Origin of the sequence: Roseateles sp. NT4 (genome assembly GCF_051857475.1) — a bacterium.
GTDB lineage: Bacteria > Pseudomonadota > Gammaproteobacteria > Burkholderiales > Burkholderiaceae_C > Pelomonas.
Genome location: NZ_JBPZGZ010000006.1, coordinates 42968 through 56269, shown reverse-complemented (window position 1 = coordinate 56269; position 13302 = coordinate 42968). Strand labels below are relative to the sequence as shown.

7 protein-coding genes are annotated in these 13302 nt (G+C 68.3%); 5 read left to right on the top strand and 2 right to left on the bottom strand.

Going from position 1 to position 13302, the window contains the following annotated elements; genetic code table 11:
- Positions 1-3: 3 nt before the first annotated feature.
- Together xylB and ACS5PN_RS27575 are read right to left on the bottom strand one after the other, a co-directional pair.
- Entirely contained in the window at positions 4-1461 is a 1458-nt protein-coding gene (gene xylB, locus ACS5PN_RS27580; RefSeq protein ID WP_439467244.1) for a xylulokinase, read from the bottom strand.
- Positions 1461-2693 (bottom strand): ROK family protein, encoded by a 1233-nt coding sequence (locus ACS5PN_RS27575; protein WP_439467243.1) that lies wholly within the window; start codon positions 2691-2693, stop codon positions 1461-1463. Before ACS5PN_RS27575 ends, xylB begins: the two co-directional genes overlap by 1 nt.
- A 179-nt stretch (positions 2694-2872) precedes the next feature.
- On the opposite strand from ACS5PN_RS27575, the gene ACS5PN_RS27570 reads away from it, so the two are divergent.
- The 5 genes from ACS5PN_RS27570 (at position 2873) to ACS5PN_RS27550 (ending at position 13293) form a co-directional block, all read left to right on the top strand.
- Positions 2873-4396 (top strand): tryptophan halogenase family protein, encoded by a 1524-nt coding sequence (locus tag ACS5PN_RS27570; RefSeq protein ID WP_439467242.1) that lies wholly within the window; start codon positions 2873-2875, stop codon positions 4394-4396.
- Positions 4397-4412: 16 nt separating this feature from the next.
- A complete protein-coding gene (gene yicI / locus ACS5PN_RS27565; protein WP_439467241.1) occupies positions 4413-6686 on the top strand; it encodes an alpha-xylosidase in 2274 nt (757 codons plus the stop codon).
- Between the two features lie 66 nt (positions 6687-6752).
- Positions 6753-9572: a beta-galactosidase GalA gene (galA, locus tag ACS5PN_RS27560; protein ID WP_439467240.1), complete on the top strand. Its 2820-nt coding sequence runs from the start codon at positions 6753-6755 to the stop codon at positions 9570-9572.
- Positions 9569-11590: a glycoside hydrolase family 2 TIM barrel-domain containing protein gene (locus ACS5PN_RS27555; protein WP_439467239.1), complete on the top strand. Its 2022-nt coding sequence runs from the start codon at positions 9569-9571 to the stop codon at positions 11588-11590. The genes galA and ACS5PN_RS27555 overlap by 4 nt, the downstream gene beginning before the upstream one ends.
- Complete coding sequence (locus ACS5PN_RS27550; RefSeq protein WP_439467238.1) at positions 11587-13293, top strand: glycoside hydrolase family 9 protein; 1707 nt, start codon at positions 11587-11589, stop codon at positions 13291-13293. Before ACS5PN_RS27555 ends, ACS5PN_RS27550 begins: the two co-directional genes overlap by 4 nt.
- The last annotated feature ends 9 nt before the right edge of the window (positions 13294-13302 follow it).

The following is a 13302-nucleotide window of genomic DNA, read 5'->3' as shown; positions in this document are numbered from 1 at the left end:
GAGTCAGGCGCCGCGCAGGCGCTGGTACAGGTCACGGAAGCGCGCCAGGCGAGGGGCCAGGCGGGCATGGCGTTGGGGGTCGGGAGAGAAGAGGGCCGCGACGGGCGGGCGGGTGCAGACGGCGTCGATGGCTCCACCGCAGGCCAGCCAGCCCAGGCGTGCTGCACCGAGTGCGCCGCCGGCCTCGCTGCCGGTGTGCAGCACGATGTCGACCTTCACCGCGTCGGCGATCAGCTGGGCCCAGAAGTGGCTGCGCGAGCCGCCGCCCACCAGCGACAGCTGATGGACCTGCGTGCCCGCGGCCCGCAACGCATCCAGGCCGTCGGCGAGGCCGAAGGTCACGCCTTCCAGCACGGCGTAGGTGCAATGCGCGCGCGTCGTCTGCGCCTTCAGGCCATGGAAGACGCCGGGGGCAAACGGGTCGTTGTGCGGGGTGCGCTCACCGGCGAGGTAGGGCAGGAAGATGGGCGCATTGACTGCGCTGTCATTTGGCGAAAACGAAGCGAGCTCGGCCAGCAGCGTGGCCTCGTCGGCGCCCACGAGAGTGCAGAACCAGCGCAGGCAGCTCGCCGCCGACAGCATCACGCTCATCTGATGCCAGCGCTGCGGCAGCGCATGGCAGAAGGCGTGGACAGCTGACGCCGGGTTGGGCCGGTAGCGGTCGTTGACGACAAAGAGCACGCCCGAGGTGCCGAGGGAGATGAAGCCGTCACCGGGCTGGGTGGCGCCGATGCCGATGGCGCTGGCCGCGTTGTCGCCAGCGCCGCCGGCCACGATGACTTCGGGGGCCAAGCCCCAGGCCTTGGCGAGTTCGGGCTTGAGCACGCCGCTGGGTTCGCTGGCTTCGACCAGGCGTGGCATCTGCGCGCGCGTCAGGTCGCAGGAGGCCAGCAACTCGTCGGACCAGTCGCGGCGCGCAACATCCAGCCACAGCGTGCCGGCCGCGTCGCTCGGATCGGAAACCTTGTCGCCCGTGAGTTGCAGCCGCAGCCAGTCCTTGGGCAGCAGCACGCTCTTCACGCGCTCGAAGATGTCGGGCTCGTGCTTCTTCACCCACAGCAGCTTGGGCGCCGTGAAGCCGGGCATGGCGAGGTTGCCGGCGATGTCGTGCAGGCGCGGCGCTGCCGCGGTCAGCTCTTCGCATTCGGCGTGGCTGCGGCCGTCGTTCCACAGGATGGCGGGGCGCAGCACGGCGTCGGCCTCATCCAGCAGAACCGCGCCGTGCATCTGGCCTGACAGGCCGATGCCGTGGATGGCGGCGAATGCCATGGGATGGGCGGCGCGCAGCTTGGCCACCGCGTCTTGAGTGGCCGTCCACCAGTTGGCCGGCTCTTGTTCGGACCACAGCGACTCAGGCGAAGACAGCGTCAGCGCGCTGCCGGCTGTGCCGACGATATGGCCCGCGCTGTCGAGCAGCAGCAGCTTGACTTCCGAAGTGCCGAGATCGATGCCGAGGAACATCAGTGGGCTTCCTCAGCTTCCGCGATCACCGCACCGCTGTCGGCCAGCGGCAGGGCCGGGCGGGTCAGGCGATAGCGGGCCAGGGCCGCGGCGCCGACGGCGACGGCATTGGCGCCGAACATCGAGATGCGCACGCTGGGCGGCGGCAGGCTGGCCGCGTTGGCGTAGTCCAGCAGGGTGTCGAGCGCCGGTTTCAGGAAGGGCTCGCCCAGCTCGACGACCGAGCCGCCCAGCACGATGCTGGCGGGATCGTAGGCCGTGGCCAGGTTCTGCAGCAGCACACCGAGATAGCGGCCGGCGGAGTTGACGGCCTTCATGGTCTCGACGTCTTCGTCAACGAGATGGGCACGCACTTCGGCCAGCGAGCGCAGGGCCGCCTCTTCGCCGCTGCCGTGCAGCATGGCGCGTGTGGCGATCAGCGCTTCGGCGCAGCCGCGGCGGCCGCAGGAGCAGCGCGGGCCGCCCAGCTGCAACACCATGTGGCCGACCTCGCCCGCAAAGCCCCGGCTGCCGGTCAGCAGGCGGTCGCCGACGATGACGCCGGCGCCCAGGCCCTGGTTGATGGAGACGTAGAGCAGCGGGTCGGACGCCGGGGCGGGGTTGAACTCCATCTCGCCCAGGGCCGCCACATCGGCTTCGTTTTGTATGAAGAGAGGCACGCCGGCCAGGGCGGTGTCCTGCAGCTTTTCGGCCAGCAAGGCGCCGAAGGGGATGTCGCGCCAGCCCAGGTTGGGTGCGAAATGCAGCAGACCGCGCGCCTCGTTGACGCCGCCGGGCAGGCCCACGCCCAGGCCGAGCAACTGCTGGCTGGCGTCCAGTTGCTTGCTCAACTTGATCAGCGCATTGGCCAGGGTGGTGATGCAGGCCTTGGCCGTGCGGCTGGCGCCATAGTTGGCGACCGTGCAGGCCTTGACCTCGCCGGTGAGGGACGTGGCAACGACGCGCACCGATTCGATGCCGACCTCGGCGCCGAGCAGCAGCAGGCGGTCGGGGTCGATGAAGAGAGGGGTGGGGCGACGGCCCAGGTCGCCGGTGGCGACGACCTCGCGCTCGATGAGCCAGCCTTCGGCAATCAGCTCGCGCGTCAGCATGCTGACGGTGGACTTGGTCAGGCCGACGGCACCGGCCAGGTCGGCGCGCGACAGCCCCGGGTGGGCACAGAGGTGCCTGACCAGCGCCATGCGATTGATGACCTTGAGCAGCTGTTGGCTGCCGGCGGCTTCGGCCTGCATTTGTCTCCTGTCGTTGTCGGTAGCGCCCATGCTTCGACGGGCTTGAAGGCCATATTAGTTCGGCCATCGAACGAAGTAAATACGGTGTTGACCCCTATCGCGCTGCGACCGACCTCGCCGAAGATCGCGCCGCCCGCCGCTTGCGGTGAGGCCCCATAAAAACTGGCCCGAGACAGCCAATGCCTGATTCCCCCATCCGCAAGATCGTCATCGTCGGCGGCGGCACCGCCGGCTGGATGGCCGCCGCGCCGCTGGCCCAGCGCTTTGCGCAGGCGGGCCAGGGCGCTTGCGAGATCGTGTTGGTGGAATCGCCCGACATCGGCACCATCGGCGTCGGCGAGGCCACGCTGCCGCCCATCCGCGCCTACAACCGCACCCTGGGCCTGGACGGCGCCGACTTCGTCAGGAGGACGCAGGGCAGCTTCAAGCTCGGCATCGAGTTCCGCGACTGGGGCCGCATCGGCCACCGCTTCTTCCATGGCTTCGGCGACTTCGGCCCGGCCATCGAGAACCGCTCGGCCTGGCAGCACTGGCTGCGGCTCTCCAGCATCACCGACGGGCTGCCGGGCTACGAGGACTGGTCGACGTCCACCGTCATGGCGCGGCAGAACCGCTTCACGCCGCCCGAGGGCGGGGCGCCGTCGGCCGCCAACGCCTATTCATTCGCCTATCACTTCGACGCTGGCCTTTACGCCGCCTACCTGCGTGAATACGCGATGCAGCGCGGCGCCCAGCGCATCGAGGGGCTGATCGTCGACGTGGAATTGCGGCCCGAGGACGGCTTTGTCGCCGCGGTCAAGCTGGCCGATGGGCGTCGCATAGCCGGCGACCTCTTCATCGACTGCTCGGGCTTTCGCGCCCTGCTCATCGGTGGCGCCATGCAGTCGCCCTTCGAGGACTGGAGCGCGCTGCTGCCTTGCAACAGCGCTCAGGCCGTGCCCAGCGAGCGTGTCGAGCCGCTGACGCCCTACACGACGTCCACCGCAAAGGCCGCGGGCTGGCAGTGGCGCATCCCGCTGCAGCACCGCACCGGCAACGGCCATGTCTATTGCAGCCACTTCATCAGCGATGACGAGGCGGCCAGCACGCTGCTGGCTGGCCTGGACGGCAAGGCGCTGGACACGCCGCGCCAGTTGCGCTTCACGACCGGCCGACGCCAGGCCGGCTGGGTCAAGAACGTCGTCGCCATCGGCCTGGCCTCGGGCTTCCTGGAGCCTCTGGAGTCGACCAGCATCCAGCTCATCATGGACGGCGTTGGCCGCCTGATCCAGTTCTTCCCCGACAAGCAATTCAAGCCCCATCTCGCCGCCGAGTTCAACCGCCTGATGGCGCGCCAGTACGAGTCCATCCGCGACTTCATCGTCCTGCACTACAAGCTGACCGACCGGCGCGACAGCGAGCTGTGGCGGTATTGCGCGGCCATGCCCATCCCCGACACGCTGGCCCATCAGATCGAACTCTTCCGCAGCGCCGCCCGCGTCGCCATCTACGACCCCGATGGCTTCTCCGAGCCTTCCTGGGTGTCGCTGTACCTCGGCCTGGGCCTGCAGCCCGAGAGCCACGACCCCTTTGTCGACCACATCGAACCCCAGGCCCTGCTGCAGCACTTCGCAAGGTTGCGTCAGGCCATCCACCAGACCGTGGGCGGCATGCCCGGACACGGCGACTACATCGCGCGCCATGTGAAGGCGCCGTCCCTTTGAGGAGTTTGAGACAGCCATGAAGTTCACTGACGGACAGTGGATGCTCCAGCCGGGCGTCGCCGCGCATTACGCGGCCGAGGCCTATGCGCTCGAGGTCCACGAAGACCGCCTCGTCGTGCTCGCCACGACCCGCCCCATCAAGCACCGCGGCGACACGCTGCAGGGGCCTACGTTGACCGTGACGCTGAGCTCGCCGCTGCCCGGCGTCATCCGCGTCAGCGTCGAGCACTACTCGGCCTCGCAGGCGCCGCGCCTGCACATCCCCATGGTTGGCGCGGGCAAGCATCCGGTGCAGATCGTCGACGGCGAGACCAAGGCCACGCTGACCTCAGGTGCGATCTCGGTCGACGTGAAGAAGGGCGAGGGCTGGAGCCTGACCTTCCGCGAGGGCGACCGCATCCTGACCAAGAGCGACTGGCGCGGCCTGGGCTATATCCAGTGGGGGCCCAAGGGCAACCATGTGCACGAGCAGCTGACGCTGGCGGTGGGCGAGAACGTCTACGGCCTGGGCGAGCGCTTCACGCCCTGGGTCAAGAACGGCCAGATCGTCGAGAACACCAACAAGGACGGCGGCACGGCCTGCGAGCAGGCCTACAAGAATGTGCCCTTCTACCTGACCAACCGCGGCTATGGCGTGCTCGTCAACGAGGCTGGCCCGGTGTCCTTCGAGGTCGGCTCGGAGAAGGTCGCGCGCGTGCAGTTCAGCCGCGAGGGCGAGAGCCTGGACTACTGCGTCATTGCCGGCCCCACGCCCAAGGAAGTCGTTGGCCGGTTGACAGCGCTGACAGGCCGCTCACCGCTGCCGCCGGCCTGGAGCTTCGGCCTGTGGATGACGACCTCGTTCACGACCCAATACGACGAGGCCACGGCCACCCATTTCATCGACGAGATGGCACGCCGCGAGCTGCCGCTGTCGGTCTTCCACTTCGACTGCTTCTGGATGCGCGAGTTCCAGTGGTGCGATTTCGAATGGGACCGCCGCGGCTTCCCCGAGCCCGAGGCCATGCTGAAGCGCCTGCATGCCAAGGGGCTGAAGATCAGCTTGTGGATCAACCCTTACGTGGCGCAGAAGTCGCCGCTGTTCGCCGAAGGCGTCAAGCAGGGCTACTTCATCAAGAGAACGAACGGGCTGACCTTCCAGACCGACCAATGGCAGCCCGGCATGGCCATCGTCGACTTCACCAACCCGGCCGCCAAGGCCTGGTACCAGGGCCATCTGCGCCGCCTGCTGGCGACCGGCGCCGACTGCTTCAAGACCGACTTCGGCGAGCGCATCCCCAGCGAGGGCGTCAGCTACTTCGACGGCTCCGACCCCGTCGAGATGCACAACCTCTACGCCCTGCAATACAACCAGGCCGTGTTCGAGTTGCTGGAAGAAGTGCAGGGCAAGGACGCCATCGTCTTCGCCCGCTCCACCTATGCCTCGGGCCAACGCTTTCCCGTGCACTGGGGCGGCGACTGCTGGAGCACCTTCGAATCCATGGCCGAGAGCCTGCGCGGCGGCCTGTCGCTGACGAGCTGCGGTTTCGCCTTCTGGAGCCACGACATCGGCGGCTTCGAGGGCAACCCGCCGCCGGCCGTCTACAAGCGCTGGATCCAGTTCGGCCTGATGTCCTCGCACAGCCGCTTGCATGGCAGCAGCAGCTACCGAGTGCCATGGCTGGTCGACGAAGAGAGCTGCGACGTGCTGCGCGTCTTCACGCGGCTCAAGCACCAGCTCATGCCCTATCTCTACGCCAAGGCTCACGAGGCGACCGAGACCGGCGTGCCGCTGATGCGCTCCATGCTGATGGAGCATCCGCAGGACCCCGCCTGCACGACGCTGGACCGGCAGTACCAGCTGGGCGAGTCGCTGCTCGTCGCACCGGTGTTCACCGAGAGCGGTGAGGTGGAGGTCTATCTGCCCGAGGGCCGCTGGACGCACCTGCTGAGCGGCGAGAAGAAGCAGGGCGGCCGCTGGTACCGCGAGACGCACGGCTTCCTGAGCATGCCGCTCTACGCCGCGCCCAACAGCGTCATCGCCTGGGGTGCCGGAACCGAGAAGCCGGACTACGACTACAGCCGCGGCACGGTGTTGCGCGTGTTCGAGCTGGACGACGGTGCGAGCGTCGCCTTCACGCTCGTGGGTGTGGATGGTCGGGTTGCGGCCCGTGGTGTGGTCAGTCGTCAAGGCCAACGCTACGCGGCCGAGGTGACTGAAGGGGCGCTGCGCGACTGGTGCCTGGATGTCGACGGCCGGCGCAGCCCGGTGCAAGGCGACGGTGCGGCGCTGTACTGGACGGTTGCCTGAGGCAGCCCAGGCCCGTGGATGCGCCTGCCCAGGCCGTCCACCGGCTCATTGCTTGATGGAGTGATCATGGCCTGGCGTCGCCTTCTGGAAGTTCTTCTGCTGGCCCTGCTGGCAGTCTCCAGCTTCGCCCACGCCGGCCCGCGCGAGCGTCTGTCGCTCGACCAGGGCTGGCTCTTCCACCTGGGCGACGTGGCCACCCCGCCCATCAAGGGCCACGGGGCCTCGTACAACAGTGCCAAGGCAGGCTCAGCGCAGGGTGCAGCAGCCACCGACTTCGACGACTCCGCTTGGCGCCGGCTCGACCTGCCGCACGACTGGGCCGTCGAAGGCGGCTTCGACGCCAACGAGAACATCTCGCAGGGCTACCGAAAGCGTGGCATCGCCTGGTACCGCCGCTACTTCCAGCTGCCGCTTGCGGACCGCGGCCGCCATGTCGAGCTGCAGTTCGATGCCATCGCCACGCACAGCACCGTCTGGGTCAACGGCATCGTCGTCAACCGCAACTGGTCGGGCTACAACGGCCGCAACATCGACATCACGCCCTATCTGCGCTACGGCGAGGACGTGAATAACATCGCCGTGCGCGTGGACGCCGACGCGATGGAAGGCTGGTGGTACGAAGGTGCCGGTATCTACCGCCACACTTGGCTGGTCAAGCGAAGCGCCGTGCACATCGCCACTGACGGCATCCACGCCAACCCGGTGAGCACCGACGGCAAGCGCTGGTCGCTGCCGGTCGAGATCGAGGTGAACAGCAGCGGCCGCGCGGTGCGGGATGCCGAGGTCGAGGTGACGTTGATCGACCCCACCGGCAAGGAGGTCTCAAGCTCGCGCAGCAAGGTGCGCGTGCCACCGCTGGGCACCAGCACGGTCAAGCTGCAACTCGCTGTCCAGCGACCCAAGCTCTGGACGCTGCAGGATCCCAAGCTCTACCGCGTGCGCGCCCGCCTGATCGCGGGCCAAGCGCTGGACGAGGCCGAGACCACGACTGGCTTCCGCACGATTCGCTTCGACGCCGACAAGGGCTTCTTCCTCAACGGCCTGCCCGTCAAGCTGCAAGGCGTCTGCATCCATCAGGATCACGCCGGCGTCGGCGTCGCAGTGCCCGAAGCCATCTGGGCCTGGCGGTTGCGCCGCCTCAAGGACATGGGCGTCAACGCCATCCGCTTCGCTCACAACGCACCGGCTGCCGAGGTGCTGGACCTTGCCGACCGCATGGGCTTTCTCGTCATGGACGAGAACCGCAACTTCAACCCGTCGCCTGACTATCTTCAGCAGCTCACGTGGCTGGTGAAGCGCGACCGCAACCACCCCAGCGTCGTGCTGTGGTCGGTGTTCAACGAAGAGCCGATGCAGGGCACGGAGGTCGGCTACGAGATGGTGCGTCGCATGGTGCATGCGGTGAAGGCGCTGGACGCCACCCGCCCCGTGACGGCGGCTATGAACGGCGGCCTGTTCGCCGACATCAATGTGTCGCAGGCCGTCGACGTTGTCGGCTTCAACTATCAGATCGGCGAGTACGACCGCTTCCACAAGGCCAACCCCAGGGTGCCGCTGACCAGTTCGGAAGACACCTCCGCCTTCATGTCGCGTGGCGAGTTCAAGAGCGACCCCGCCAGGCACCTGATGGCGTCCGACGACAGCGAGGCCGCCTACTGGGGCAACACCCATCGCCAGGCCTGGAAGGCGATTGCCGAGCGGCCCTTCATCGCCGGCGGCTTTGTCTGGACTGGCTTCGACTACCGCGGCGAACCCACGCCCTTCGAGTGGCCCAGCGCGGGCTCGGTGTTCGGCGCGATGGACCTGTGCGGCTTTGCCAAGACGGCCTTCTGGCTGCATCGCGCGCAGTGGGTGAAGTTGGCTGAGCAACCGGTCGTCAAGATCGCGCCGCACTGGAACTGGCCGGGGCAGGAGGGCCAGAAGCAGCGCGTGATGGTGCTGAGCAATGCTCCGCGTGTGCGATTGCTGTTGAACGGTCAGGCGGTGGGCGAGGCCGATGTCGACCCCTACGAGATGGTCAGCTTCGACGTGGCTTACGCGCCGGGCAAGCTGGAAGCCGTCGCTCTGCAGGGCGGCAAGGAGGTCGCCCGCGACGTCGTCGAGACCAGCGGCGCGCCGGTTCGCCTGCTGCTGACGCCCGACCGCACCGCGCTGGCCGGCGATGGGCTGGACGCCATGCCCATCACCGTCAGCGCCTTAGATACCCAGAACCGGCCGGTGCCCACCGCCAACGTGAAGGTGCGCTTCGAGTTGAGCGGCGCGGCCAGCGTCATCGGTGTCGGCAATGGCGACGCGAACTCGCACGAGTCCGAGAAGGCGAGTGAGCGCAGCCTCTACAACGGGCTGGCCCAGGTCATCCTGCAGAGCCGTCGCGGCGGCAGTGGCGACGTGAAGCTGCGCGCCCTTGCTGATGGCCTGCAGCCGGCAGAAATCACCCTGGCCGTGCACGCCGCGCCCACACCGCCAGCCGTCGCCGCCGCCGAGCCCGTGACGCAGCTGCTGTACTGGCGCATCTCGCCCGCGCAGGCGCAGCAGCCCGACCCCAACGTGCAGCTCGCCGACAACGACATGAACACCTGGGGCTGGGGCGAGGTGCCGATCAAGCAAAAGGCCGAGTCGCCGGCCTGGCGCCTCTACCGCACCGATCTGCGCCTGCGCGCCGACCTCAACGACGGCCGTGCCCGCCTCGTGTTCCGTGAGTTGGCTGGCAAGGCCCAGGTGTGGCTGGCCGGCGTGAAGTTGGGCGAGAAGACGAATGCCGCGCCGGCCGAGCTCTCCGTGCTGCTGCCCCAAGGCGCAACGCAGCGGCAGCTGACCGTGATGGTCGAGTCCGACCCCGCGCAGCCTTCGGGTGTGAGCGGCAAGGTCGTCGTGCAGAAGCCATGAGGTTCTTGAGGTCGCTGCTGCTGGCGTGGTTGCTGTTGTGCGGCCAGGCTTGGGCGCGGCAGGTCACGCCTTTGGACGACGGCTGGCGGTTTTTGCGCGCTGATGTGACCGGCGCGAGCGCTGCGGACTTTGACGTCTCGGCTTGGGCTGCGGTGCGCCTGCCCCACACCTGGAATGGCGTCGACGGCGAGGCTGGCGGCGCTTACTACCGCGGCCCCGGCTGGTATCGCCGCGAGCTGCAGCTGCCGGCGACTAACCTGCGTCACTTCCTGCAGTTCGACGGCGCCGCACTGCGGGCCGAAGTCTGGGTCAACGGCCAACTGGCCGGCCGACACGATGGCGGCTACGCAGCCTTTCGCGTCGACATCAGCCGCTGGCTGCGCGCCGGTCGCAACCAGATCGCCGTGCGTGTGGACAACTCGATGGCGAAACACGTCGCGCCGCTGGGCGGCGACTTCACCGTCTTCGGCGGCCTCTACCGCGGCGTGAAGCTGCTTGTCGTGCCCGCTACGCACTTTGACTTGCTCGATGACGGCGGGCCGGGCGTCTATGCATCCGCCACCGACGTCAACGCCGAGCGTGCGCTGCTGACGCTGCGCGCTCGCGTGCGCAACGACGGCGGCGCGGCTCGCCCGCTGGCGTTGAGCCTCAGCCTGCGAGACGACACCGGCCGCGTCGTGGCACGCAGCGAACAGACGCTGCAGGCAGCACCCGACGCCACCGTCGTCGCCGAGCAGCCGTGGACCGTGCAGCGGCCCCGGCTCTGGCGAGGCCCCGCCGACCCTCATCTCTACACGCTGACCGCCGAGCTGCGCGACGGCGCCGCCGTGCTGGACACCGTGACGCTGCCCGTGGGCCTGCGCAGCGTGCAGATCGACCCGCAACGCGGCCTGCTGCTGAACGGCCGGCCCCATGCGGTGCATGGCGTCAACCTCTTCCACAGCGGCCGTCCGGGCCAGGGCCTGGCTGTCTGCGACGCGCAGATCGACGAGGACTTCCGCATCCTGGGCGAGCTGGGCGAGACCGGCCTGCGCTTCGTGCACTTCCAGCACCCGCAGCGTGCCTACGACAACGCCGACCGCGCCGGCCTGCTGGTGTGGACCGAGATCCCGTTGAACGCCGCGATGGACGAGGGAGAGGCCTTCCGCGCCAACCTCGCCCAGCAGCTGCGCGAACTCGTCAAGCAGAACCAGCATCACCCGTCTGTTTTCATCTGGGGGGTGGGCAATGAGGTCTATCGCTCGGACGACGCGGTGACCAAGCTGCTGGCCGACATGAGCCGCCTCGCGCATGAACTCGACCCGACCCGGTCCACCAGCTATGCCCACTGCTGCGCGCCGGACGACCACGCGATGGCGCGCCAGACCGACGTCATCGGCTTCAACCGCTACTACGGCTGGTACGACGGCCAGTTCGGCGACATCGGCCCCTGGGCTGACCGCGTGCATGCCGCGCTGCCGGCGCGCGCTATGGCCCTGGCCGAATACGGCGCCGGCGCCAGCGTGCTGCACCAGCAGGACCCGCCGACCCGTCCCAAGCCCACGGACCGCTGGCACCCCGAGCAATACCAGGCGCTCTTCCACGAGGCCTATTGGCCGCAGATCGCCGCGCGGCCCTGGCTGTGGGGCAGCTTCGTCTGGGTCGGCTTCGACCTCGCCTCCGCCGGCCGCAACGAAGGCGACCGCCCCGGCATCAACGACAAGGGTCTGGTGAGCTACGACCGCCAGACCCGCAAGGACGCCTTCCTGTACTACCAGGCGCAGTGGAGCCGCCAGCCGGTCGTCCACATCGCCAGCCGCCGCGCCACGCCGCGCGTTGCAGGCGGTGTCGACGTGAAGGTCTACGCCAATGGCACACGCGTCACACTCAAGCTCAACGGTGCCGACCTGCCCGCGCAGGACTTGCAGGGTGGCATCGCGACCTGGCCCGGCGTCAAGCTGCAGCCCGGGCGCAACCGCCTGCAGGCCCGTGCCGACAACGGCGCCACCGACACCATCACCTGGATCGCCACCCCATGAATCGACATCTCCGCCGCCTCGGCGCGGCCTGCCTGCTGGCCACCGGCCTGGCGCACGCCGATGGCATCGAGGTCAACCAGGTCGGCTTCACGCCCGGCGCGGCCAAGTGGGCTGCTGTTCCCGACACGGCCGCGCGTGGCTTCAAGCTCGTGCGCGCCGGCACCGACGAGGTCGTGCTGCGGGGGGTGCTGGGTGCCAGCGCGCGTTGGGCGCCGGCCGACCGCGTCGTGCGCCTGGCCGACTTCTCGGCGCTGAAGACACCCGGCGACTACGAACTGGTCGTCGACGGCCTGCCGCGCTCGCCGCGCATCCATATCGCGGCCGATGCCTATGCCGAGCTGAGCGCGGCGGCCCTGAAGGCCTATTACTTCAACCGCGCCAGCGCGCCGCTGTGGGGCGTCAACGCCGGCCGCTGGGCCCGCCGCGCCGGCCACGCGGACGACCACGTGCTGGTGCATGCGTCGGCCGCCGGGCCGGGCCGCCCTGAAGGCACGGTCATCTCCGCCCCCAAGGGCTGGTACGACGCCGGCGACTACAACAAATACATCGTCAACTCCGGCATCACGGTCTACACGCTGCTGGCGGCATGGGAGCACTACCCAGGCGTCTTCAAGGCCCAGCACCTCAACATCCCGGAGACCGGCAACGGCCTGCCTGATGTGTTGAACGAGGCGATGTGGAACCTCGAATGGATGCTGGCCATGCAGGACCCGGCCGACGGCGGGGTCTATCACAAGCTCACCAACAAAGGCTTTGACGGCGTCGTCATGCCGGCCGATGCCAGGGGCGAGCGCTACGTCGTGCAGAAGAGCACCGCCGCAGCCCTGGACTTCGCCGCCGTCATGGCCCAGGCCAGCCGTGTCTTCGCGGCCTTCAAGGGTCAGCGCCCGGGTTTATCGGCGCGCATGTTGTCTGCGTCCCAGCGAGCCTGGGATTGGGCGCAGGCTCATCCCAACGAGGTTTACAAGCAGCCGCCCGACATCCGCACCGGCGGCTATGGCGACGACAAGCTGGATGACGAATTCGCCTGGGCCGGCGTCGAGTTGTGGAGCGCGACGGGTGACAAACGCTTTCGCCCCGACCTCGCGAAACTCGCCATCAGCGTGCCCGGCTGGGGCGATGTGAAGGGCCTGGCATGGGTAACCCTAGGCCAGCATCTGGAGCAACTGAGTCAAAATGACAGCGTTGTCGTCAAGGCTCGGATTGTGGAACTTGCGGATGAACTCGCGGCGAATTGGCGTGCCTCGGACTATGGCGTTGGCATGCAGTCGCGCGACTACGTCTGGGGCAGCAACGCCGTGGTGTTGAACCAGGCATTGATGCTGATCCAGGCCTATCGCCTGCAGCCGAAACCCGAGCGCCTGGCCGCTGCCCAGGCCTTGTTCGACCATGTGCTGGGCCGCAACCCGCTGGGACAGTCCATGGTGACGGGCTTCGGGGCCAAGCCGCCGCTGCATCCGCACCACCGGCCGTCCGAGGCCGATGGCGTCGAGCCGCCGGTGCCGGGCTTCCTCGTCGGCGGCCCCAACCCGGGCCGGCAGGACCAGAAGGGCTGCCCGGCCTACCCGTCCGCACAGCCGGCCATGGCCTATCTCGACAACTTCTGCAGCTATGCCAGCAACGAGATCGCCATCAACTGGAATGCGCCGCTGGTCTATGTATCCGCGGCCCTGCAAGCGCTGACGCCAAAGCCGCACCCATAAGCACAACGG